Below are 22,754 nucleotides of genomic sequence, written 5' to 3' on the forward strand. Positions count from 1 at the left end.
CTCCACAAGCACCCACACGAATTGCTTGATTCAGTTGTTAAAGAGCGGTTGGTTAAGATCTTTCGTCTCAACCGAGGCGCGCATTCTACAGCAGCCTCATTTGCTGTCAAGTGATTATTTTCAGAAGTTTTCGAAGATTTCTTCAACAACTTCAACCACTTGCGCTTCCGATCACTCGTTAGCGGGAGGCGAATTCTACAGCGTTACACGCTGCTGTCAACACCTCTTTTTCAACTTCCTGCGAGCTTCGATGAACTGAAGCAACTGACTGCCAAAACCTACATAACTCATTGTTTACCAAGGAGTTTTCCGTTTCGACTGCGCCGGAAGTGGGGCGAATTATAGGCCTCCAGAATCTGCCGTCAACCTGTTTCTTCACATTTCTGTCATATAGGTCAGAAAAACCCCAAAAACACAAAAGCCGGCCCCAAGGGGCCGGCTTTCAGCTCAAGTTACAAGCTAGGGAACGCGAACTGCGAGGCTTCATGGCTGGCCCGCTGCGGCCAACGCTGAGTGATCGCCTTGCGACGGGTATAGAAACGCACGCCATCCGGCCCATAAGCGTGCAAGTCGCCAAACAGCGAGCGCTTCCAGCCGCCAAAGCTGTGATAGGCCACCGGAACCGGCAGTGGAACGTTCACGCCCACCATGCCCACTTCAATCTCGTCACAGAACAGACGCGCCGCTTCACCATCACGGGTAAAGATGCAGGTACCGTTGCCGTATTCATGATCGTTGATCAGCTGCATCGCCGCTTCCAGGCTATTCACCCGCACCACGCACAGCACTGGCCCGAAGATCTCTTCTTTATAGATGCGCATCTCAGGCGTTACGCGATCAAACAGGCTGCCACCCAGGAAGAAACCCTCTTCATGCCCGGCAATGCTCAAACCACGCCCATCAACCACTAACTCAGCACCCGCCGCCACACCGTCTTCGATATAGCCACTGACCTTGTCCCGCGCCTGCCCCGTCACCAACGGCCCCATATCCAGGCCGCAAGACGTTCCGGCGCCGATCTTCAGCGCCTTGACCTGCGGCACCAGCTTGGCGATCAACGCATCCGCTACCTGGTCGCCCACGCAGACGGCCACCGAGATCGCCATGCAACGCTCTCCGCACGAACCATAGGCTGCGCCCATCAAGGCACTGACCGCGTTATCGAGGTCTGCATCCGGCATCAACACCGCATGGTTCTTCGCACCGCCCAGGGCTTGCACGCGTTTGCCGCGCTTGGTGGCTTCGGAATAGATGTACTCGGCAATCGGTGTCGAGCCCACAAAACTCAGCGCCTTCACCTCCGGCGCTTCGATCAGCGCATCCACCGCGCCTTTGTCACCGTGCACCACGCTCAGCACACCCTTAGGCAGACCGGCTTCCTGCAACAGTTGTGCAATCAGCAGCGTCGAACTTGGATCGCGCTCCGAAGGTTTCAAGATGAAACAGTTACCGCAAACGATCGCCAGCGGGTACATCCACAGCGGCACCATCGCTGGGAAGTTGAACGGCGTAATACCGGCCACCACGCCCAGCGGCTGGAAATCCGACCACGCATCAATGTTCGGTCCTACGTTACGGCTGTATTCACCCTTCAGAATCTCCGGCGCCGAACACGCGTACTCAACGTTCTCGATCCCGCGCTTCAATTCACCCGCCGCGTCCTCCAGCGTCTTGCCGTGCTCTTCGCTGATCAACTGCGAGATACGCGCTTCGTTTTGCTCCAGCAATTGCTTGAAACGAAACATCACCTGGGCACGCTTGGCCGGCGGGGTATTACGCCACGCCGGAAACGCAGCCTTGGCCGAGTCGATAGCCTGCTGAATAGTTTCGCGACTGGCCAACGGCACCTGGTGAATCACTTGGCCGGTGGACGGGTTGTACACATCAGCACTACGGCCGCTGTCATTGACCAACTCACCGTTGATCAAATGCTGGATAAGGCTCATGCAGGGCTCCTGAAAAGTTGTTCTATATAGAAGGAGAAATCAGTCGATCTTGTTCAGCACTTCGCCGACCGCGTCGAACAGACGATCCAGGTCCTGCGGCTTGCTGTTGAAGGTTGGCCCAAACTGCAGCGTGTCGCCGCCAAAGCGCACGTAGAACCCGGCCTTCCACAAAGCCATGCCAGCCTCGAATGGACGCACGATGGCATCGCCGTCACGCGGGGCAATCTGGATCGCACCGGCCAGGCCATAGTTGCGAATGTCGATTACGTTCTTGCTGCCCTTCAAACCATGCAGCGCATTCTCAAAGTGCGGCGCGACTTCGGCTACGCTCTGCACCAGGTTTTCCTTCTGCAACAGGTCCAATGCCGCCAGGCCAGCCGCGCACGCTACCGGGTGCGCCGAGTAGGTGTAGCCGTGTGGGAATTCCACCGCGTACTCAGGCGTGGCTTGGTTCATGAAGGTCTGATAGATCTCGCTGCTGGCAATGACCGCGCCCATCGGGATTGCACCGTTGGTGACTTGCTTGGCGATGCACATCAGGTCTGGGGTTACACCAAAGCTGTCAGCACCGAACATCGAGCCGGTACGGCCGAAACCGGTGATCACCTCATCGAACACCAGCAAAATGTTGTGCTGGTCGCAGATCTCGCGCAGACGCTTGAGGTAACCCTGTGGCGGCACCAGCACGCCAGCGGAACCCGCCATCGGTTCGACAAACACCGCAGCAATATTCGAAGCGTCGTGCAACTCAATCAGCTTGAGCAATTCATCGGCCAAGGCAATACCACCCTGCTCCGGCATGCCACGAGAGAACGCATTGCTCGCCAGCAGGGTGTGGGGCAGATGGTCAACATCCATCATTGCCTGGCCAAAAATCTTACGGTTGCCGTTCACACCACCCAGGCTGGTACCGGCGATGTTTACACCGTGGTAGCCACGGGCGCGGCCGATCATCTTGGTCTTGGTGGCCTGGCCTTTTAGGCGCCAGTAGGCACGCACCATTTTCACCGCGGTATCAGCGCACTCGGAACCAGAGTCAGTGAAGAACACGTGATTCAGGTTGCCCGGGGTCAGGTCGGTAATCTTTTCTGCCAGTTGGAAGGACAGCGGATGACCGTATTGGAAGCCCGGCGAGTAATCCAGGGTGCCCAGTTGCTTGGCCACCGCCTCCTGGATTTCCTTACGGGTATGCCCGGCGCCGCAGGTCCAAAGGCCCGACAACGAGTCGTAGACCTTGCGCCCCTTATCATCCGTCAACCAGCTGCCTTCGGCGGCCACGATCAGGCGCGGGTCACGCTGGAAGTTACGGTTGGCGGTGTACGGCATCCAGTGCGCGTCCAACTTCAGTTGGCTGGCCAGGGACGATGGGGCGTTTTCGGGCATGTTCATCAGCAAAACCTCGCAAGGCAAAAGGCAGCGTCGGGATTGAAAAGCGTTGTTGCAGCTAAATTGCCACGGCGATAAAGTCGGTGAAATTCAACTCTTCTAACCTTCAGTCAGGCCTTCACTAAACTATGAGCAGCCGTCGACCCGATCCACTGGCCCAAGTCAGCGACTTCGACATACGCCTGTTGCGCATCTTTCGCAGCGTGGTGGAGTGCGGTGGTTTCTCGGCGGCAGAAACCGTGCTTGGCATCGGTCGTTCGGCGATCAGCCAGCAAATGAGTGATCTTGAGCAACGCCTCGGCTTAAGACTCTGCCAACGCGGGCGCGCTGGGTTTTCCCTGACCGAAGAAGGCCGCGAGGTCTACCAATCCGCCCTGCAGCTATTAAGCGCCCTGGAAAGTTTCCGCACCGAGGTCAACGGCCTGCACCAGCATTTGCGCGGCGAGTTGATCATCGGCCTCACGGACAACCTCGTCACCCTGCCCCACATGCGCATCACCCACGCGTTGGCACAGTTGAAGGAGCGCGGCCCGGACGTGCAAATCCAGATCCGCATGATCGCCCCCAACGAAGTGGAACAAGGTGTGCTCGACGGTCGACTGCACGTCGGCGTGGTGCCGCAAGCCAGCGCCCTGTCAGGATTGGAATATCAACCGCTGTACAGCGAACGCTCATTGCTCTACTGCGCGGTCGGCCACCCTCTGTTTTATGCCGACAACAAACAACTGGACGACACGCGTATCGACAGCCAGGACGCCATCGCCCCCACCTTCCGCTTGCCAGCCGACATCCAGGCGCACTACCAGGCCCTCAACTGCACCGCCAGTGCATCTGACCGCGAAGGCATGGCGTTCCTGATCCTCACTGGCCGCTACATCGGCTACCTGCCCGATCACTACGCCAGCCTATGGGTGCAACAAGGCCGACTGCGTGCGCTGAAACCGGCTACACGTTTTTACGATTTAAGCCTCGCATCGGTCACGCGCAAGGGCCGCCGCCCCCATTTGGTGCTGGAAAGTTTCCTGGAAAGCCTCGCGGCAACCCGCTAACGCGGCGTCGCGGCAAAAAGCTGAGCAGTTGGACAGTTTTTTGCAAGAGCACAAGGACATCGACCTTGAGCTTGCCCGCCATGCCACCAGAATCGTCCAGCAACAGCGACCTGATCTACGGACTCAACGACCGACCAAAACCCGCGCCTGCCTTATTGGCCGCACTGCAACATGTGCTGGCCGCTTTCGTGGGCATCATTACTCCGCCATTGATCATCGGCTCCACCTTGGGCCTGACCGCCCACTTGCCCTACTTGATCAGCATGGCGCTGATGGTCTCCGGCGTCGGCACCTTCATCCAGGCGCGTAGGCCGTTTGGCATCGGCGCCGGGATGATCTGCCTGCAAGGCACCAGCTTCGCGTTCCTCGGCGCAGTATTGTCGGCGGGCTTCCTGGTGAAGCAACGTGGCGGCAGCCCGGAAGACATCATGGCGATGATCTTCGGCGTGTGCTTTTTCGGCGCTTTGGTGCAGATCGTGTTGAGCCGCTTCATCGGCCAACTGCGCCGGGTGATCACACCGTTGGTGACCGGGATTGTGATTACCCTCATCGGCATCAGCCTGATCAAAGTGGGCATCACTGACCTGGGCGGCGGTTTCAACGCGCCCGACTTTGGCGCGCCCACCAACCTGGCATTGGGCGTGTTCGTGGTGTTGACGATCATCCTGCTCAACCGCTCCAACACCCCCTGGGTACGGCTCTCGGCGATCATCATCGGCCTGGCCCTTGGCAGCCTGGCGGCTTGGTTCAGCGGCAAGCTCGTACCCCAAGCCCTGCCCGACCTGCCGCTGGTCAGCCTGCCAATCCCCTTTCGCTTCGGATTCAACTTCGACTGGAGCGCTTTCCTACCGATCGCACTGATTTACCTGATCAGCAGTATCGAAACCGTCGGCGACCTCACCGCCAATTGCATGATCGCCCGCCAGCCCATCAGCGGCCCCTCTTATATAAGCCGGCTCAAGGGTGGCGTATTGGGTGATGGCGTCAGTTGCATGATCGCCGCCACATTCAGCGCCTTCCCAAACACCACATTTGCCCAGAACAACGGCGTGATCCAACTCACCGGCGTGGCCAGCCGTTACGTCGGCTTATACATCGGCGTGGTGCTGTTTTGCCTCGGCTTGTTTCCGTTGATTGGCGCAGTGCTGCAGCAAATCCCCAAGCCCGTTCTGGGCGGCGCAACCCTGGTGATGTTCGGCAGTGTGGCCGCTGCCGGTGTGCGTATCCTGGCCCAGGCGCCGTTGGACCGTCGCAGCATGTTGATCATCGCCACTTCCTTTGGCGTCGGCCTGGGCATCGCCGCCCAACCGAACCTGCTGCACCTGATGCCAACCCTGGTGCAGAACCTGTTCGATTCGGCCATCACCAGCGGCGGCCTGACGGCCATTGTGCTGTGCCTGTTATTACCGGAGGCCAAGGCCAGCCCCATTGCCGCAAACCACACACCGGAAAGCGACACACTCGAACCGCTTTGACGGTTTTATTGCATCGGGACTTGTCTGAGGCTTGAGGGTGGGTTATCTGTGCACACGTCGTCTCTATCGATCAGCACGGAAACCTCCATGAGCCTCGAAGTTCCTGCCCACAGCAACCCCACCGGAAAACCCGCCAGCCGTATTCGGCAAAAGAACGAACAAGCGATCCTCCAGGCTGCTGAAGACGAATTCGCGCGCCATGGCTACAAAGGCACCAGCATGAACACCATTGCTGCCAGTGCCGGGCTGCCAAAAGCCAACTTGCATTACTACTTCACCAATAAGTTGGGGCTGTATATCGCGGTGCTCAGCAATATCCTCGAACTGTGGGACAGCACCTTCAACGCGCTGACCGCCGAGGACGATCCCGCCATCGCCTTGAGTCGCTATATCCGCACCAAGATGGAGTTTTCGCGACGTCATCCCCAAGCCTCGCGGATCTTCGCCATGGAGATCATCAGCGGCGGCGAATGCCTGACCGAATATTTCAGCCAGGACTATCGTGCCTGGTTCAGCGGCCGTGCCGCGGTGTTCCAAGCCTGGATAGAAGCCGGCAAGATGGACCCCGTCGACCCGGTGCACCTGATCTTCCTGTTGTGGGGCAGCACCCAGCATTACGCCGACTTCGCCACCCAAATCTGCCGCGTCACTGGCCGTACCAAGCTGACCAAGCAGGATATGGAAGACGCCGGCAACAACCTGATCCACATCATTCTCAAAGGCTGTGGCGTCAAGCCGGCCCTATAAACGAAGCGCCTTATGTCTTTCACGCTGACCGGCCTTTGCGAATTTCGTGAAGAAATACGCAAAAGCCGCTTTATCACCCTTGCCGCCCCGATCACTAGCCCGCAAGACGCCCAGGCGTTTTTCGAGCAGCACAGTGACCCGAACGCCACGCACAACTGCTGGGCTTGGAAACTCGCGGACCAATACCGCAGCAATGACGATGGAGAGCCCGGTGGCACGGCGGGTCGACCAATCCTGGCGGCCATCGAGGCGCAAGGTTTTGACCAGGTCGCGGTACTGGTCATTCGCTGGTACGGCGGCATCCAACTCGGCACCGGTGGCCTGGCCCGCGCCTACGGGGGTGGCGCGAACAAATGCCTGCAAAACGCCGAACGTATCGAACTGATCAGCCGGGTGCCGTTGAGCTGCGCCTGCAGTTTCTCCGAATTGAATCTGGTAAAACTGCGTGTCGCCGAACTGGGTGGGCTGGTGGTGGAGGAAACCTTTACCGCCAATGGCGTCGAGCTGCAGCTTGCCTTGGGTGAAGCACAGATCGACACCTTGCAAACTCAACTCGCCGACCTCAGCCGTGGGCGTATCCTGTTACAACGCTGAAACTGCTTACATTGAACTCCCTGAACCGCGACTCCAAAGGAAGCTTTTCATGTCTACGCCAAAAACCGCACTGATCATCGGCGCCTCGCGCGGGCTGGGCCTTGGCCTGGTCAAGCAATTGCTCCAGGACGGCTGGGACGTGACCGCCACCGTACGAGACCCGAGTAAAGCCGATGCCCTGAAAGCCGTCGGGCCAGTGAAGATCGAGAAACTCGACATGGACGATCAGCAAGCCGTGATCGCCCTGAGCCAGCGCCTCAAGGACCGCACCTTCGACCTGTTGTTCGTCAACGCCGGCGTCAAAGGCCCCGCGAATCAGGAACCTGGCCACGCCACCCTGGCGGAAGTCGGCCAACTGTTTTTCACCAACGCAGTGGCACCGATCAACCTGGCCCAGCGTTTCGTCGGGCAGATCCGCAAAGACAGCGGCGTGCTGGCGTTCATGAGTTCGGTACTGGGCAGCGTGACCATCCCCGATGGCTCGGACTTGGCGCTGTATAAGGCCAGCAAGGCCGCACTCAACTCCATGACCAACAGTTTCATTACCCAATTGGGTGATCAAAAATTGACCGTATTGTCGCTGCATCCGGGCTGGGTGAAAACTGACATGGGCGGCGAAAACGCGCATATCGACGTGGACACCAGCGTGCGTGGCCTAGTAGATCAAGTGAATGCCTACACCGGTAAAGGCGGCCACCACTTCGTGGACTACAAGGGCGACACCATCGCCTGGTAACCACCTCCCACACTGATCTCGTCCATCCTCCTACAGATGGACGAGATCTCGAACTACACGTAATCTACTCCCTCGCCTTAACCGGCGACCCTGGATCAGCAGACAGGGCAACACTGAGCTGGCAAACCTGAACCCATCATTCAGAGGAGCCGGCCAATGCCTGCGACCCGTATCTGGTTAAAAAACCCCCTCGCGATTTTCACTGCCAATGGTCTCGATGCCCGTGGTGGATTGGTGCTGCAAGACGGTGTGATCACTGAAGTGCTCGGCTGGGGACAAGAACCCTCGGTGCCTTGCGGGCAAATTTTCGACGCCCGCGAACATGTGATCCTGCCGGGCCTGATCAACACCCACCACCACTTCTACCAAACCCTGACCCGCGCCTGGGCGCCGGTGGTCAATCAGCCGCTGTTCCCCTGGCTGAAAACCCTGTACCCGGTGTGGGCGCGCCTCACCCCGGAAAAACTCGCCCTCGCCACCAAAGTCGCGCTGGCTGAACTGCTGCTTTCGGGCTGCACCACGGCCGCCGACCACCATTACTTGTTTCCCGATGGTTTGGAAAATGCGATCGATGTTCAGGTGCAAAGCGTGCGTGAACTGGGCATGCGCGCCATGCTTACCCGCGGCTCCATGAGCCTGGGCGAAGCCGATGGTGGCCTGCCGCCGCAGCAAACCGTGCAGCAAGGCCAGGTGATCCTCGACGACAGCCAGCGCCTGATCCACGAATACCATCAACGTGGCAACGGCGCGCAAATCCAAATCGCGCTGGCGCCCTGCTCACCGTTTTCCGTCACCCCGGAAATCATGCGCGCCAGTGCCGAACTGGCCGAAAAACTCGATGTGCGCCTGCATACGCACCTGGCGGAAACCCTGGACGAAGAAGACTTCTGCCTGCAACGCTTCGGCCTGCGCACCGTCGACTACCTTGACAGCGTCGGCTGGCTCGGCCCACGCACTTGGCTGGCCCATGGCATTCACTTCAACCCGGACGAAATTGCGCGCCTGGGCGATGCCGGCACCGGTATCTGCCATTGCCCAAGTTCGAACATGCGCCTGGCCTCTGGCATCTGCCCGACCCTGGACCTGCTCGCCGCCGGTGCGCCTATCGGTCTGGGCGTGGACGGCTCAGCCTCCAACGATGCGTCGAACATGATCCTCGAAGCACGCCAGGCCCTGTATATCCAGCGCTTGCGCTACGGCGCAGAAAAGATCACCCCCGAAGGCGTGCTGGGCTGGGCGACGAAGGGCTCAGCGCAGTTACTGGGCCGTACGGACATCGGTGAGTTGGCTGTAGGAAAGCAAGCCGACTTGGCGCTGTTCAAGCTGGATGAGCTGCGCTTCTCGGGTAGCCATGATCCGATTTCCGCGCTGCTGCTGTGCGGTGCAGACCGGGCGGACCGGGTGATGGTGGCGGGTAAATGGCGGGTGATTGACGGCCAAGTCGAAGGACTGGACCTCAAAGGTTTGATTGCTGATCACACCCAAGCGGCAAGAGCCTTGATCGCAGGAACTTGAGCCTGACGCAGCTCTAAATGTGGGAGCAGTCTTTTGTGGAGGCCGGGCTTGCCCGCGATGCAGACACCTCGGTTTTTCAGCTAATCCCAGGTGATGCTATCGCAGGCAAGCCAGCTCCCACACAAGCCCTCCCACATTAAGATCTACGGCGTTTAGAGCCCCAGCAACGACAACATGATAAAGGTGGCAAACAACACAAAATGCGTCATCCCTTCGATGGCATTGGTCTCGCCATCATTGAGGTTGATCGCACTGACAATCAGCGTGATAAACACCATCACCGTCTGCACCGGCGTCATCGCCATCTGGAACGGCTGGCCGGTATAGAGCGCCATGGCCTCCATCACGGGCACCGTCAGAATTACCGTCGACAGCGACGCGCCCAAGGCAATATTCACCACCGACTGCATACGGTTGGCCAACGCCGCCCGCAATGCCGTCAGAATTTCCGGCGCCGCCGAAATGGCTGCCACCACAATCGCCGTGATCACCGGCGGCGCGCCCGTGCCTTCCAGGCCCAGGTCCAGGGTCTTGGACATCACCTCGGCCAGTGCACCAATCACAATCACGCCAAACACCAACGTGCCGATGGAAAACGCCAGGTTCACCGGCGGCGACTCCTCTTCCTCCGGCTGCTTCTTGCGACGCTTCTCCGGGTAGCTGTAGCTGAAGAAATAACTGTGGGGCCCCACCTGCATCCGCAGGAACAAGGTGTACAGCACCACCATCGCGCCGATGGTGAAGGCCGAGTAAATTTTCCAGTCGGCCTCGGGTATAAACTCCGGCACCACCATGGACACGCCCATGGCGGTGAGAATCATCACGCTGTAGCTGCGCGCCGAATCATCGTTGTAGGACTGTTCGCCATGCTTGATGCCGCCCATCAGCGCGGCCAGGCCGAGAATGCCGTTGATATCGAGCATCACCGCCGAGTAGATCGTGTCGCGCACCAACGTAGGCGACGGCTCGTTGCTCATCATGATCGCAAGGATCACCACTTCCACCAGCACGGCGGCCAAGGTGAGGATCATGGTGCCGTAGGGGTCGCCGACCTTTTCGGCCAATTGCTCGGCATGATGGGCGACACGCATCGACGCCACCACGATAAACGCGATCAGCACCACGCCACCGAGCAGCGCCACGCCCTGTCCGCTGTTGAGCATCCAGTGTTCCAGCGGGTACGCGGCAATGGCGGCAATCAGCGCCAGCAGCATGAATTTTTCTTGCTTGAGGGATGTGAGCATTCCGGGCCTTATCGAACAGCAAATCAGTCATTGATGGGGTACAGACTACGGCACGCTGCTAACGTTTCGTTACACCTTAGTTCACGCGGCCCTTGTGCGAACGCAACAAAAACGATCCTGCTGGTCAGGTTTTGCCAATTATTTCAGCCATGGCCTGTAGAATGCCGCCATTGCATCTGATGAGAACTTAGAAATGTACGATTGGCTCAACGCCCTGCCCAAGGCGGAACTGCACCTGCACCTGGAAGGCTCGCTGGAGCCTGAGTTGCTGTTCGCCCTGGCTGAGCGCAACAAAATTGCGCTGCCGTGGAACGACGTCGAAACCCTGCGCAAGGCTTACGCCTTCAACAATCTGCAAGAGTTTCTCGACCTGTACTACAAGGGTGCCGATGTGCTGCGCACCTCCCAGGACTTCTACGACCTGACCTGGGCCTACCTGCTGCGCTGCAAAGAACAGAACGTGATCCACACCGAACCGTTCTTCGACCCGCAGACCCACACCGACCGTGGCATCCCCTTCGAAGTGGTGCTCAATGGCATCGCCGCTGCGCTCAAAGATGGCGAGCAGCAACTGGGCATCACCAGTGGTTTGATCTTGAGCTTCCTGCGTCACTTGAGCGAAGCCGAAGCCGAGAAAACCCTCGACCAGGCGCTGCCGTTCCGTGATGCGTTCGTGGCCGTGGGCCTGGACAGTTCCGAAATGGGTCACCCGCCGAGCAAGTTCCAGCGCGTGTTCGACCGTGCCCGTCACGAAGGCTTCCTGACCGTGGCCCACGCCGGCGAAGAAGGCCCACCCGAGTACATCTGGGAGGCCATCGACCTGCTGAAAATCCAGCGAATCGACCATGGCGTACGCGCCATTGAAGACGAGCGTTTGATGCAGCGCATCATCGACGAGCAAATCCCGTTGACCGTGTGCCCACTGTCCAACACCAAGCTCTGCGTGTTCGACGACATGGCCCAGCACAACATTCTCGACATGCTTGAGCGTGGCGTGAAAGTCACGGTCAACTCGGACGACCCGGCGTACTTCGGCGGTTATGTCACCGAGAACTTCCACGCGCTGCACACTGCACTGGGCATGACCCAGGACCAGGCCAAACGCCTGGCGCAGAACAGTCTGGATGCGCGGTTGGTAAAGCCGTAACGGGATAAACACGGTCTAAAAATGTGGGAGCTGGCTTGCCTGCGATGACGATGCATCAGCCAGCCCTCTACTGCCTGACACACCGCCATCGCGGGCAAGCCCGGCTCCCACTTTGACCTCATTTGCTTCAAGCCTGGGTGAGCTCTTCCAACGTCTTGCCCTTCGTCTCCATCCCAAACACCCACACCACCAGCGCCGCGACCGCAAAACACAGCGCGCCCAGGGCAAACACGCCACCCTGCCCGGTAATCGGAAACACCAGCCCGGTCACCAACGGCCCAAGCAACGAACCGACCCGGCCAATCGCCGAGGCAAACCCGGACCCCGTCGCCCGCGCCGAGGTGGGATATAGCTCCGGCGTGTAGGTGTAGAGCACCGCCCACATGCCAAACAGAAAGAACTGCATCAACAGGCCTGACGTGATCAGAAGGCCCACGTTGCCGCCAAATACCGCACTCTGCCCGTACAAAAACGCCATCACCCCGCCACCCAGCAACGTTACGACGCACACCGGCTTACGCCCCCACCGCTCCACCAGCCAAGCCGCCATCAAGAAACCGGGAATCCCGCCCAGGGAAATGATCACCGTGTAATACACCGACTGGGTGACCGCGAAACCCGACTGCTGCAACAGCGCGCTCAACCAAGACGTCAGCCCGTAAAAACCCAGCAAGGCAAAAAACCACACACTCCAGATCATCATCGTGCGTTGCCGATACTGCGCCGACCACAGCTGCTGGAATGCCGAGAAGAATGTCCCGGGCGTACTCTCCACCCGCGGCAGGCGGATGGGCTCTGGTAGGTCGTGGCGACCTATCGAATCGCGGACTTTTTGCTCGATGCCCTGCAGTACCTTGTCTGCAGCCTCATGCCGCCCAGCCTGTTCCAGCCAGCGCGGCGACTCGGGGATAAAAAACCGGATCGCCAGTACAAACACCGCCGGCACCGCCAACACCAGGAAGATGTCGCGCCAGCCAATCACCGGCAGCAAAAAGTAAGACAGCACCCCCGCCGCCACAAAACCCAACGGCCAGAAGCCGTCCATCAGCGCGATATAGCGCCCACGCCCCTTGGCCGGAATCAGCTCGGACAGCATTGACTGCGCAATCGGAAACTCCATGCCCATGCCAATCCCCAGCAGGATGCGAAACAGCGTCAGCGTCTCCACCGTCTGCGCCGTGGAGCACAGGTAACTGGCGATGCCCCACAACACAATGCTCCACTGGAACACGGGTTTGCGGCCAAAGCGATCGGCGAGCATCCCGGACAACGATGCCCCTACCACCATGCCAAAAAAACTCGAACTGGCCAACAACCCAGCCTGGGCTGTGCTCAGCCCGAACTCGGTTTTGATCGACCCCAACAGGAAGGTCATCATCGCCAGGTCCATGGAGTCGAAGAAAAACGCCAGGGCGATGATGATGAAAATGATTCGGTGGTAGCCGCTGATGGGCAACCGTTCCAGCCGTTCCGCTGCGCTATAGCCTTGCATACCCATGCCGCACCCCCTGTGTGAAGAATCCCCTCGGCGAGTGTGCGGCATGGTTTTTCCGGGTTATTGCTGGATGCGACCTGATTGAAACTCTGAACGACGCGACCGCTACTACGACTGCTCCGGCGCTGCCAATCGCGCGATTTCCGTCAGGCCGATGTCACTTACCGTCAACGCTTGGGAGTCGTGGGCCACGCTGATCCAGTTCGACTGCAAGAAAAGTTGCAGCAACCCGGCGCCCAACGCACCTCCCAGGTGCGGATGCTGTTGACTCCAATCGCAGCAGTCACACACCAATGGCGTTGCCAGCGCTTGGGTGAAAATACCCAGGTGCGCCAAGTGCCGCGCTCCCTTTAGTGTGACCTCAGTCCGATGTTCATAGCGCTCGATCCATCGCCCCGCCAACATCTGTTGGTACAACTGCGCCGCCAACTCGCCACCGAGGTGGCCACGGCATAACCGGGCACGTCGCAGCGACAACGGCGCCGCCAATGCAGGCAGTGCAACCTCTGGCGCGTTGCGTGCCGCGCTGGCCACTGTTGTGCAGGCCAAGGCATCGATAGCGGCGCTGACGTCTGGCGCCGCCATGCGAAACAGGCGCTTGCCGCGCCCAACCTCGACCCGCAGCAACCCGCTACCGATCAACCGACCCAGATGGGCGTTGGCCGATGCCGCTGTCAGCCCGACAGACCTCGCCAGCTCCGAGGAGGATTTGGCCGAACCGTCCATCAAGGCCCAGAGCATCGCGGCACGTTTGGGATCGGCGAGCAAGCTGGCGATATGACTGATACAAGGTGATTCTTCCATCGGTTCACTCCCTGTTAAATCGTTTGACTGCTGCGGTTGGCGTCAAAGTATAGGGGCGCAAACGCACGGTTCCGCCGCGTCCTACAGCGCAGATAGGGACAGCACTTGAGTGAAATGTCTGGAGAACTCGAAGGCTACTGGCCGGTGATCAATCGCTCCGGCAACTGCGCGCTTAATGTCGCACAGCGAGACACAAGCATTTCCCGCAGCAAGTTGATGGGTTTGCTCAACTGGGCGCGATGTGCGCACAACAAATTGAGCGGCGTTCGTTCACCACGCAACTCCGGCAGGATCAAACGCAAGCGCCCAGCCAGCACATCGGTGCTGACATCCAACCAGGATTTATAAGCAATGCCCACACCGGCTACCGCCCAGCGGCGCACCACATCTGCATCGTCGCTGAAACGATCACCGCTGACCGTCAGACTGACTTCGCGCCTGCCATCGTGAAAGGTCCAATGATCGTGGACTCGGCTGCCGAGCATATAGAGCAGGCAATTGTGCTGAGCCAGTTGTTCCAAATGTGTCGGCTCACCATGGCGCGCAAGGTAACTGGGCGCAGCGCACAACACCCGCACATTTTCTGCTGCGACCGGGAGTGCGATGAGACTCGAATCCTCCGGTTCGCCGTAGCGCAGGGCGATGTCCACCGGTTGGCGAAACAAGTCGGCAATGCGATCCCCCAACAGCAGGCGTACGGTCAGTTGCGGGTACTCGCGCTGGAACTCATCCAGCCACGGCAGCAGTTGGTTGCGGCCGAAGTCCGAAGGCGCCGACAGCTGCAGCACGCCGCTGACATGGTCTTGGCCACTGGCCAATAGACGTCGCCCTTCGTCCAAAGAACTCAACGCGGCGCGGGCATATTCCAGGAAACCTTCACCTTCGGCAGTCAGGCGCAAGCTGCGGGTAGAGCGGGCCAGCAAGCGCGCGCCCAGTTGCTGTTCGATACGCTTGAGCGCCGCACTGGCCACAGCAGGCGACAAATCCATCACCCGCGCCGCCGCCGACAAACTGCCCAAGTCGGCGGCGCGCACAAACAACTGCAAATCATCAAAACGCAGCATGTATTTCCGCTCATTATCAATATTTTGTTGAAACAGACCTTTGTTTTAGCCGCTTTTATCTTCGTGGGAAATAGCCAATCATCTGTGCATCCCGTTTATCACGTGTCTGGAGTCGAATATGTCCACAGCCTTTAACGTCATCGCCACGCTGATCGCCAAACCCGGCCAACAGGCCGTCCTGGAACCCCTGCTACGCGGCCTGCTGGAACCTACCCGTCTTGAAGCCGGGTGCGAGCAGTACGACCTGCACCAGGACCTGCAACATCCAGAGACCTTCTACATGCTTGAACGCTGGAGCGACGAGGCCGCGCTGGCTGACCACGACCAAAGTGCCCACATTCAGAATTTCCGCGCCAAGGCTGCCGATGTGATTGAACACTTCGAACTCAAGCGCCTGAAGTTTCTTGCCTGATCACCGCCCATTTCCCGGAGCTCCCATGAAAGCCATTGCCTACTACACATCCCTGCCAATCAACGACCCAAACGCCCTGCAAGACATCGAATTGCCCGCGCCTGTTGCCGGCCCCCGTGACCTGCTGGTGGAAGTCAAAGCCATCTCCGTGAACCCGGTAGACACCAAGGTGCGCCAGAACGTCGCCCCGGAAAACGGCGCCGCCAAGGTGCTGGGCTGGGACGTGGCCGGTGTGGTCAAGGCTGTCGGCAGCGAAGTCACGCTGTTCAAGGCTGGTGACAAGGTGTTCTACGCAGGCTCCCTGGTACGCCCGGGCGGCAACAGCGAACTGCACACCGTGGACGAGCGTATCGTTGGCCACATGCCGAAAAGCCTCGGCTTCGCAGAGGCCGCCGCACTGCCGCTCACGGCTATCACCGCCTGGGAACTGCTGTTTGAGCGCCTGCAAGTACATGAAGGGAAACAGGATGAAGGCCAGAGCCTGCTCATCGTCGGCGCAGCCGGTGGTGTGGGTTCGATCCTCACCCAACTCGCCAGCCAACTCACCGCGTTGAAAGTGATCGGTACCGCCTCGCGCCCGGAAACCCAGGAATGGGCCAAGGCCTTGGGCGCCGACCTGGTGATCGACCACAGCCAACCGCTGAGCGAAGCGCTGAAAAATGCCGGCCAGGCACACGTTACCCACGTCGCCAGCCTGACCCAGACCGACCATCACTTGGACCAGCTTGTTGAAGCCCTGCAACCCCAAGGCAAGCTGGCGCTGATCGACGACCCAAAAGCGCTGGACGTGAGCAAGCTCAAGCGCAAGAGCCTGTCGCTGCATTGGGAGTTCATGTACACACGCTCGATGTTCGAGACACCGGACATGATCGAGCAGCACAACCTGCTCAATCGCGTGGCCGAGCTGATCGACGCCGGCACCTTGAAAACCACGGTGGGCGAGCACTTCGGCGTGATCAACGCGGCCAACCTGCGCCGTGCCCACACATTGCTGGAAAGCGGCAAGGCCAAGGGCAAGATTGTGTTGGAAGGGTTCTGAAAGGAGCGCTTGGGTGACGTCCGTTATTCACCAAGGTGATGGACGTCACCATTAGTCCGAAGGTTGACCTTTGTCATATTTGTGAGCGTATTCGGGTTTATATTGGCCGCCTTTGCCGCGTTTCTTTTACGTAAGGAGGTCAGCAATGAAGATCCTGATAAAAGCGTTAGCAAAATCCCCAGGCAACAAATGGCAGGTTCGTCTCGACGGCGACGCCTTCACTTTCCGCACCGAGGCCGAGGCCCGCGCCTTTGCCGACACCCTGCAAGCCCGTATCCAGGCGCCTCACCGCTTCCCACCCAGCCAGCAACGCTCCGCCGCTGGCTGATCGGTTTCCTAGACCTGCGCCTGCGCGGCCCTTGCCTGTTGCAGGCGCTGGGTCGACACCGCAATCGTCACGGCCAATACACCGCACAGGCTGATGACCATTGCCATCGGCATCGCGCTGCCATCGTGCAGGATCCCCACCAACGACGCCGCTCCCGCCGCTACGCCAAACTGAATGCACCCCAGCAGCGCCGATGCGCTACCGGCACGTGCACCCTGCCCGCTCATGGCACACGCTGAGGTGTTGGGCAAAATGCAGCCCAGGCTGGCGATGCAGAGAAACAACGGCACCAGCAATGGCCACAAAGCATCGGTGCGCAATGCCGCAACACCGAGCAACGTTACCGCCGCCAACAGATAGACCCACACGCTGCGTGACAGCAAAAACGCTGGGCCGCGCTTGGAAAGCAACCGCGCATTGAGCTGCGCCACCAGGATAAAGCCCGCTGCGTTGGAGCCGAACAGCCAGCCGTAATGCTCGGCGGGCACGCCGTAGAGTTGGATAAAGACGAAGGGGGAGCCGGCGATATAGGCAAACATCCCGGCAATCGAAATACCGCCGGTGAGGGCGTAGCCGAGGTAGACCCGGTCGGACAACAGCGCGCCGTAGCGACGCAGCGAGCCAGACAGCGGCTGGCGTGGCTGATGGGCTGGAAAGGTTTCCGGCAAACCCACCGCCACAGCGATGGCGGCCATCACGCTGAACACGGTCAGCGCGAGGAAGATCGACTGCCAGCCCCACAACCCGACCATCACCCCGCCCGCCAGCGGCGCCAGGATCGGCGCGAGGCCGGTCACCAGCATCAGTTGGGAAAACACCTTGGCCGAACCCACTGCGTCACATTTGTCGCTGACCACCGCACGGGAAATCACCATACCCGCGCAACCGCCAAGGGCCTGCACAAAACGCGCGCCCGTCAGCCATTCCAGGGACGGCGCATAGGCACAGGCAAAAGAAGCCAAGGTGAACAAGGTGACGCCACTGAGCAGCGGCACGCGCCGGCCAAAGCGGTCGGCCAATGGGCCATAGATCAATTGGCCGATCGCCAGGCCCGCGAAGTACACCGCCAGCGTTCGCTGGATATGTTTTTCGTCGGTGGCAAACGCGGCGGCCATCGCCGGGAAGCCCGGCAGGTAAAAATCGATCGCCAACGGCGCAAAGGCGCTCAAGGCACCCAGGATCAAAATTATGCGGAGGTTCATCAGGCACCCAAGTAGGACAGCAGCCCGACAGTCTAGCCGTGCTTGGGTGCCTTGAACATTACGATAGCTCGCTAACTATTAAAAATCAGGCGACGGTGTAGCCTTCTTCGCGGATCAAGCCGGCGATCACTTCCGGGCTCAGCTGGCTTTGCACGCTGACTTGCTTGGCCGCGAGGTCCACCTTCACTTCAGCGGCCGGGTCCTGGCTCTGCACCGCCTGGGTCACGGCCCGAACGCAATGGCCGCAGGTCATTCCTTCAACGTTGAATACTTGCATGACATGACTCCTTTGATGAGGTTGGGTGTACTGTCGACCTTGCCATCGTGGCAAGGTCAAGTTCTGTAATGTTCGGCCGGGCTGGTATTCGCAGGCGTGGTCGGCCAAGCTTCACCCATCTTGGATATGAACCATGGAGCATTCGCCATGCGCTGGTCGTTTTTTGCCCTTGCGGGCCTGATGAGTTTGTCTGCCGCTGCGCCCCTGGCCTATGCCGCAGAAGACTACGCGGTGCTGATCATTTCCCGCGAACGCCTGGAAGTGCCGACCAACTGCGAGATCGGCTTGTACCTCAATGACCAGTTGGCAGGCCGGCTGTTCCAGGAGCAAGCCACCTCGTTCAACTTGCCGGCGGGCAACCTGTCATTGCGCTTGAAACTGCTGCCGGGCCAATCCCCGGGCTGCCTGCCGGGCCTGTTAGCGCCGCCTGCACAGAACATCACGCTCAAGGCCGGTGACGTGCGCAAGTTGCGCATCGCCCAGGGCCCGGACGGTATGTACCTCAAAGCCGCCTCACTGGAATATTAAACGCGCTTGACCTTACCCATAGGTCAAGGTTGATGCTAGGGGCAACTTCTTCTGGAGGACTGCCCCATGAATGGATCGACCACGTTTGACCTCCCCATCAGCGGCATGACCTGTGCCAGCTGTGCCGGCCGTGTCGAACGCGCGCTGGGCAAGGTGCCGGGGGTGCAAAGCGTCACCGTCAACTTGGCCAATGAACGCGCCCACGTTGAAGTGCAGGGCCAGATGGACCCCGCCGTGTTGATCGCCGCCGTCGACAAGGCCGGCTATACCGCCAGCCTGCCCCAAAGTGAAACCACCACAGACGCAAACCAGGCACAACGCCTGCACCGCGAGCGCTGGTCGCTACTGCTGGCCATTGCGCTCGCGCTGCCGTTGGTGTTGCCGATGTTGGTAGAGCCCTTCGGCCTGCATTGGATGCTACCGGCCTGGGTGCAGTTCGCACTGGCCACGCCCGTGCAATTCATCTTTGGTGCGCGCTTCTATATAGCGGCCTGGAAAGCCGTGCGGGCCGGTGCAGGCAATATGGACCTGCTGGTGGCCATCGGCACCAGCGCCGGGTATGGCCTGAGTATCTATGAATGGCTTACCGCGCCAGCAGGCAGCATGCCGCACCTTTACTTCGAAGCCTCGGCGGTGGTGATCGCCTTGGTGCTGCTGGGCAAATACCTGGAAAGCCGCGCCAAACGCCAGACTGCCAGCGCCATTCGCGCCCTTGAAGCGCTGCGCCCGGAGCGGGCGATTCGGGTCATTGAAGGCCGCGAAGAAGAAGTGGCCATCAATGCGCTGAAATTGGGCGACCTGGTCTTGGTCAAGCCCGGCGAGCGTTTCCCGGTGGACGGCGAAGTGGTCGAGGGTCAGAGCCACGCCGACGAAGCCTTGATCAGCGGTGAAAGCCTGCCAGTACCGAAACAACCGGGGGACAAGGTTACCGGCGGCGCCATCAACGGCGAAGGCCGCTTGCTGGTGCGCACCCAGGCCTTGGGCGCGGAAAGCGTGCTGGCGCGAATCATCCGCCTGGTGGAAGACGCACAAGCCGCCAAGGCACCGATCCAGAAGTTGGTGGATAAAGTCAGTCAGGTCTTCGTTCCAGCAGTGTTGGTGCTGGCGCTGATCACCCTGGTGGGCTGGTGGCTGTACGGCGCGTCGATGGAGACCGCGATCATCAACGCCGTCGCCGTGCTGGTGATCGCCTGCCCTTGCGCCCTGGGCCTGGCCACACCCACCGCGATCATGGCCGGTACTGGCGTCGCCGCACGCTACGGCATCCTGATTAAAGACGCTGAGGCCCTGGAACGCGCCCATGAAGTAAGCGCCGTGGTGTTCGACAAGACCGGCACCCTTACCTCTGGCGCGCCGAAGATCGCCCATCTTGTGGCGGTGGATGGCAACGAAGCCCTGCTGTTGCAACAAGCCGGCGCATTGCAGCGCGGCAGTGAACACCCGTTGGCCAAGGCGGTGCTGGATGCCTGCAGCGAACAAGGGTTGAACGTGGCCGATGTAAGCGCCAGTCAATCCCTTACCGGTCGCGGCATTGCCGGCACACTCGACGGTCGGCCACTGGCCTTGGGCAATCGCCGGCTGTTGGAAGAAAACGGTTTGAGCACGGGCGACCTGGCCGAGTCGGCCAAGGCTTGGGAAGCCGAGGGACGCACGTTGTCCTGGCTGATTGAGCAAGGTGCACATCCGCGTGCGCTGGGCTTGTTCGCGTTTGGCGACACGCTCAAGCCCGGCGCACTGGAAGCGGTGGAGCAACTCAAGGCCCGGCACATCACCAGCCATTTGCTCACCGGCGACAATCGCGGCAGCGCCCGCGTGGTCGCCGAGGCGTTGGGCATCGATGATGTACACGCCGAAGTGCTGCCCGCCGACAAAGCGGCCACTGTCGCCGAGCTGAAAAAAACCGGCGTGGTGGCCATGGTCGGCGATGGCATCAACGACGCCCCGGCGCTGGCTGCCGCTGATATCGGCATCGCCATGGGCGGCGGCACCGACGTGGCCATGCACGCCGCCGGCATCACCTTGATGCGCGGCGACCCACGGCTGGTCCCGGCCGCCCTGGAGATCAGTCGCAAGACCTATGCGAAAATCCGCCAGAACCTATTCTGGGCGTTTGTGTATAACTTGATCGGCATTCCCCTGGCGGCATTCGGCCTGCTCAACCCGGTTTTGGCCGGTGCAGCGATGGCCTTGTCCAGCGTCAGCGTGGTGAGCAATGCGTTACTGTTGAAGACTTGGAAACCCAAGGACCTGGAGGATCAGCGCCCATGAACATCGGCCAAGCCGCCCGCCAGAGCGGGTTGAGCGCCAAGATGATTCGCTACTACGAATCCATCGGCCTGCTCAAAGCCGCCCACCGCACCGACAGCGGCTATCGGATCTATGGCGCGGACGATTTGCACACCCTGGCGTTTATCAAACGCTCGCGAGACTTGGGATTTTCATTGGAAGAGGTCGGCAAGCTGCTGACCCTGTGGCAGGACCGGCAGCGCGCCAGTGCCGATGTGAAAGCGTTGGCGCGCCAGCATATCGAAGCGTTGAACCAGAAGATCCTGGAGCTGGGGCAATTGCGCGATACGCTGCAGGACCTGGTGGAGCACTGCCAGGGCGATGATCGGCCGGATTGTCCGATACTCAAGGAACTGGCGTCGGGGAGTTGCTGCACCTGAAAGGGCATACACAAAACAACTGTGGGAGCTGGCTTGCCTGCGATGCAGACACCTCGGTGTGTCAGCCACACTGAGGTGATGCAACCGCAGGCAAGCCAGCTCCCACAGGGAACCGCGCCAGCCTCGGGTTAACGAATCATTGCATCCAAGGCGGTGGCGGTTCTTCCGCCGTCTTGCTCGGTGGCGCATCATCCGCCGCCCGAATCGCCTGCTTGCGCTCTTCATCCAGCCGCGCCGCTTCGATTTCGCGAATCACGCCGCCCACGTCCGCCAGTTCTTCCGGTTCGTCGAACTCGCCGGTCAATACACTGGCCGGGTGCAAGGTGCCGGCTTCGTACAATGCCCACATTTCCTTGGCGTACTTGGTCTTCTTCAACTCCGGGGCAAAGCGCCCGAAGTAGGAAGCCATGTTGCCAACATCCCGTTCGAGCATGCTGAACGCGTGGTTGTTGCCCGCCGCATCCACCGCCTGAGGCAGGTCGATGATCACCGGGCCGGTCGGCGTGAGCAGTACGTTGAACTCGGACAAGTCACCGTGCACCAGGCCGGTACACAGCATCAGCACAATCTGGGAGATCAGGAAAGCGTGGTATTCACGTGCCTGGTCCGGCTCCAGTACCACGTCGTTCAGACGCGGCGCCGCATCGCCGTACTCGTCAGCCACCAGTTCCATCAGCAGCACGCCTTCGAGGAAGTCGAACGGCTGGGGCACGCGAACGCCCGCGCCGGCCAGGCGGAACAACGCCGCCACTTCGGCGTTTTGCCAGGCATCTTCGGTTTCTTTCTTGCCGAACTTGGAGCCCTTGGCCATGGCCCGGGCCTGGCGGCTGTTGCGGACCTTACGGCCTTCCTGGTATTCGGACGCCTGACGAAAACTTCGTTTGTTCGCCTCCTTGTAAACCTTGGCGCAACGCAATTCATTGCCGCAGCGCACCACATAAACAGCTGCTTCTTTACCACTCATGAGTGGGCGCAGCACTTCGTCGACCAGACCGTCTTCGATCAGGGGTTCAATGCGTTTAGGAGTCTTCATCAGCTTTTATTGTGGGTCCTTTATTACCAAATACGCGTATGGCACTCGTTATACGGCAATCGGCTCG

22 protein-coding genes are annotated in these 22,754 nt (G+C 60.0%); 13 read left to right on the forward strand and 9 right to left on the reverse strand.

The features are described 5' to 3' along the window. Nucleotides 1-452: 452 nt before the first annotated feature. Together CFE47_RS26775 and aptA are read right to left on the reverse strand one after the other, a co-directional pair. A complete protein-coding gene (locus CFE47_RS26775; protein ID WP_124528143.1) occupies nt 453-1,946 on the reverse strand; it encodes a CoA-acylating methylmalonate-semialdehyde dehydrogenase in 1,494 nt (497 codons plus the stop codon). A 39-nt stretch (nt 1,947-1,985) separates the two neighbouring features. Next, entirely contained in the window at nt 1,986-3,335 is a 1,350-nt protein-coding gene (aptA, locus tag CFE47_RS26780) for an omega-aminotransferase AptA (RefSeq protein ID WP_016977052.1), read from the reverse strand. 125 nt (nt 3,336-3,460) lie between these two features. Between aptA and CFE47_RS26785 the strand changes: the two genes are divergently transcribed. The 6 genes from CFE47_RS26785 (at nt 3,461) to CFE47_RS26810 (ending at nt 9,448) form a co-directional block, all read left to right on the forward strand. Continuing rightward, entirely contained in the window at nt 3,461-4,381 is a 921-nt protein-coding gene (locus CFE47_RS26785) for a LysR family transcriptional regulator (RefSeq protein WP_185705349.1), read from the forward strand. Nucleotides 4,382-4,461: 80 nt separating this feature from the next. Next, entirely contained in the window at nt 4,462-5,856 is a 1,395-nt protein-coding gene (locus tag CFE47_RS26790) for a uracil-xanthine permease family protein (RefSeq protein WP_286841726.1), read from the forward strand. An 87-nt stretch (nt 5,857-5,943) separates the two neighbouring features. After that, nucleotides 5,944-6,603, forward strand: a complete 660-nt coding sequence (locus CFE47_RS26795) for a TetR/AcrR family transcriptional regulator (protein ID WP_185705347.1) — start codon at nt 5,944-5,946, stop codon at nt 6,601-6,603. Between the two features lie 12 nt (nt 6,604-6,615). Continuing rightward, nucleotides 6,616-7,197 carry an IMPACT family protein gene (locus CFE47_RS26800; RefSeq protein WP_286841655.1) on the forward strand — a complete coding sequence of 194 codons (582 nt, stop codon included), beginning with the start codon at nt 6,616-6,618 and terminating at the stop codon, nt 7,195-7,197. 49 nt (nt 7,198-7,246) lie between these two features. Then, nucleotides 7,247-7,933, forward strand: a complete 687-nt coding sequence (locus tag CFE47_RS26805; protein ID WP_185705343.1) for an SDR family oxidoreductase — start codon at nt 7,247-7,249, stop codon at nt 7,931-7,933. A 156-nt stretch (nt 7,934-8,089) separates the two neighbouring features. Further along, nucleotides 8,090-9,448, forward strand: a complete 1,359-nt coding sequence (locus tag CFE47_RS26810) for an 8-oxoguanine deaminase (RefSeq protein WP_286841657.1) — start codon at nt 8,090-8,092, stop codon at nt 9,446-9,448. Between the two features lie 152 nt (nt 9,449-9,600). Here CFE47_RS26810 and CFE47_RS26815 read toward each other — a convergent pair whose 3' ends face one another. Beyond that, nucleotides 9,601-10,692, reverse strand: a complete 1,092-nt coding sequence (locus CFE47_RS26815; RefSeq protein WP_185705338.1) for a calcium:cation antiporter — start codon at nt 10,690-10,692, stop codon at nt 9,601-9,603. A 193-nt stretch (nt 10,693-10,885) separates the two neighbouring features. Here CFE47_RS26815 and CFE47_RS26820 point away from each other — a divergent pair, with 193 nt between their 5' ends. Continuing rightward, a complete protein-coding gene (locus CFE47_RS26820) occupies nt 10,886-11,839 on the forward strand; it encodes an adenosine deaminase (RefSeq protein WP_021493192.1) in 954 nt (317 codons plus the stop codon). A 127-nt stretch (nt 11,840-11,966) separates the two neighbouring features. Here the strand turns inward: CFE47_RS26820 and CFE47_RS26825 are convergent, their stop codons facing one another. The 3 genes from CFE47_RS26825 to vimR form a co-directional block, all read right to left on the reverse strand. Continuing rightward, complete coding sequence (locus CFE47_RS26825; RefSeq protein WP_286841661.1) at nt 11,967-13,337, reverse strand: MFS transporter; 1,371 nt, start codon at nt 13,335-13,337, stop codon at nt 11,967-11,969. A 105-nt stretch (nt 13,338-13,442) separates the two neighbouring features. Then, nucleotides 13,443-14,138 (reverse strand): ArsR/SmtB family transcription factor, encoded by a 696-nt coding sequence (locus CFE47_RS26830; protein ID WP_286841663.1) that lies wholly within the window; start codon nt 14,136-14,138, stop codon nt 13,443-13,445. 134 nt (nt 14,139-14,272) lie between these two features. Continuing rightward, entirely contained in the window at nt 14,273-15,202 is a 930-nt protein-coding gene (vimR, locus tag CFE47_RS26835; protein WP_286841665.1) for a transcription regulator VimR, read from the reverse strand. Between the two features lie 118 nt (nt 15,203-15,320). Between vimR and CFE47_RS26840 the strand changes: the two genes are divergently transcribed. The 3 genes from CFE47_RS26840 (at nt 15,321) to CFE47_RS26850 (ending at nt 16,981) form a co-directional block, all read left to right on the forward strand. Continuing rightward, nucleotides 15,321-15,614, forward strand: a complete 294-nt coding sequence (locus CFE47_RS26840) for a putative quinol monooxygenase (protein ID WP_286841666.1) — start codon at nt 15,321-15,323, stop codon at nt 15,612-15,614. A 25-nt stretch (nt 15,615-15,639) separates the two neighbouring features. Next, on the forward strand, nt 15,640-16,653 hold the full coding sequence (locus tag CFE47_RS26845; RefSeq protein ID WP_286841667.1) for a zinc-binding alcohol dehydrogenase family protein: 1,014 nt from the start codon (nt 15,640-15,642) through the stop codon (nt 16,651-16,653). A gap of 145 nt (nt 16,654-16,798) precedes the next feature. Beyond that, the gene (locus tag CFE47_RS26850) at nt 16,799-16,981 is read left to right on the forward strand and encodes a hypothetical protein (RefSeq protein WP_185705325.1); all 183 of its coding nucleotides are present in this window, start codon (nt 16,799-16,801) and stop codon (nt 16,979-16,981) included. Between the two features lie 8 nt (nt 16,982-16,989). Here CFE47_RS26850 and CFE47_RS26855 read toward each other — a convergent pair whose 3' ends face one another. Together CFE47_RS26855 and CFE47_RS26860 are read right to left on the reverse strand one after the other, a co-directional pair. Next, complete coding sequence (locus CFE47_RS26855) at nt 16,990-18,183, reverse strand: Bcr/CflA family multidrug efflux MFS transporter (RefSeq protein WP_286841668.1); 1,194 nt, start codon at nt 18,181-18,183, stop codon at nt 16,990-16,992. A gap of 85 nt (nt 18,184-18,268) precedes the next feature. After that, nucleotides 18,269-18,460, reverse strand: a complete 192-nt coding sequence (locus CFE47_RS26860) for a heavy-metal-associated domain-containing protein (protein ID WP_286841670.1) — start codon at nt 18,458-18,460, stop codon at nt 18,269-18,271. Nucleotides 18,461-18,607: 147 nt separating this feature from the next. Here CFE47_RS26860 and CFE47_RS26865 point away from each other — a divergent pair, with 147 nt between their 5' ends. The 3 genes from CFE47_RS26865 to cueR all read left to right on the forward strand — a co-directional run bounded on the left by CFE47_RS26865 (nt 18,608) and on the right by cueR (nt 21,654). Next, nucleotides 18,608-18,988 carry a hypothetical protein gene (locus CFE47_RS26865; RefSeq protein WP_286841671.1) on the forward strand — a complete coding sequence of 127 codons (381 nt, stop codon included), beginning with the start codon at nt 18,608-18,610 and terminating at the stop codon, nt 18,986-18,988. A 66-nt stretch (nt 18,989-19,054) separates the two neighbouring features. Further along, a complete protein-coding gene (locus CFE47_RS26870) occupies nt 19,055-21,256 on the forward strand; it encodes a heavy metal translocating P-type ATPase (RefSeq protein WP_286841673.1) in 2,202 nt (733 codons plus the stop codon). Continuing rightward, on the forward strand, nt 21,253-21,654 hold the full coding sequence (cueR, locus tag CFE47_RS26875) for a Cu(I)-responsive transcriptional regulator (RefSeq protein WP_286841674.1): 402 nt from the start codon (nt 21,253-21,255) through the stop codon (nt 21,652-21,654). Before CFE47_RS26870 ends, cueR begins: the two co-directional genes overlap by 4 nt. A gap of 136 nt (nt 21,655-21,790) precedes the next feature. On the opposite strand, the gene CFE47_RS26880 is transcribed toward cueR, so the two are convergent. Next, nucleotides 21,791-22,687, reverse strand: coding sequence for a PA4780 family RIO1-like protein kinase (locus CFE47_RS26880; protein ID WP_185705312.1), 897 nt, complete (start codon nt 22,685-22,687; stop codon nt 21,791-21,793). Between the last annotated feature and the right edge of the window lie 67 nt (nt 22,688-22,754).

The sequence above is a fragment of the Pseudomonas sp. PGPPP1 genome (assembly GCF_002255865.1).
Lineage (GTDB): Bacteria > Pseudomonadota > Gammaproteobacteria > Pseudomonadales > Pseudomonadaceae > Aquipseudomonas > Aquipseudomonas cremoris.